The organism is Pseudomonas sp. 2995-3 (genome assembly GCF_002742565.1).
Classification (GTDB): domain Bacteria; phylum Pseudomonadota; class Gammaproteobacteria; order Pseudomonadales; family Pseudomonadaceae; genus Aquipseudomonas; species Aquipseudomonas edaphica.
The window spans coordinates 1-294 of the sequence record NZ_LJSB01000144.1 but is presented as its reverse complement, the minus strand read 5'-3'; the positions used below and the strand labels follow the sequence as shown (position 1 = coordinate 294).

1 protein-coding gene is annotated in these 294 nt (G+C 33.7%); it reads right to left on the bottom strand.

Features of this window, described 5'->3' with window-relative positions; translation table 11 throughout:
- Nucleotides 1-294: hypothetical protein (locus AOA62_RS31755; RefSeq protein WP_158235123.1), on the bottom strand; the 294-nt coding region annotated here is incomplete at both ends.

The window sequence follows — 294 nt, the reverse complement described above, 5'->3', positions numbered from 1 at the left end:
GTGTATTAGGATTAAGTGGGTAAATAAATAACTTCGGAGTTGTCACACCTGGACTTTTCTTATCTTCATCGAATTTTTCTTGACCAGCTGCAACAATGGCTTTAACATCAACTTTGTCTTTAGGTAAGGAAGCAATTTCACTCTCATTTAAATCCTTTTGACGCGAGACAGTATGAATTAGTGATAATGGCCCAATATTGACTTTATGATTATCAGTATTTGTAGGTACACCTTCAACCACAATAACCTTCCACTTTTTGAGTTCATCATACTCATTATTTAATAACCTTATAT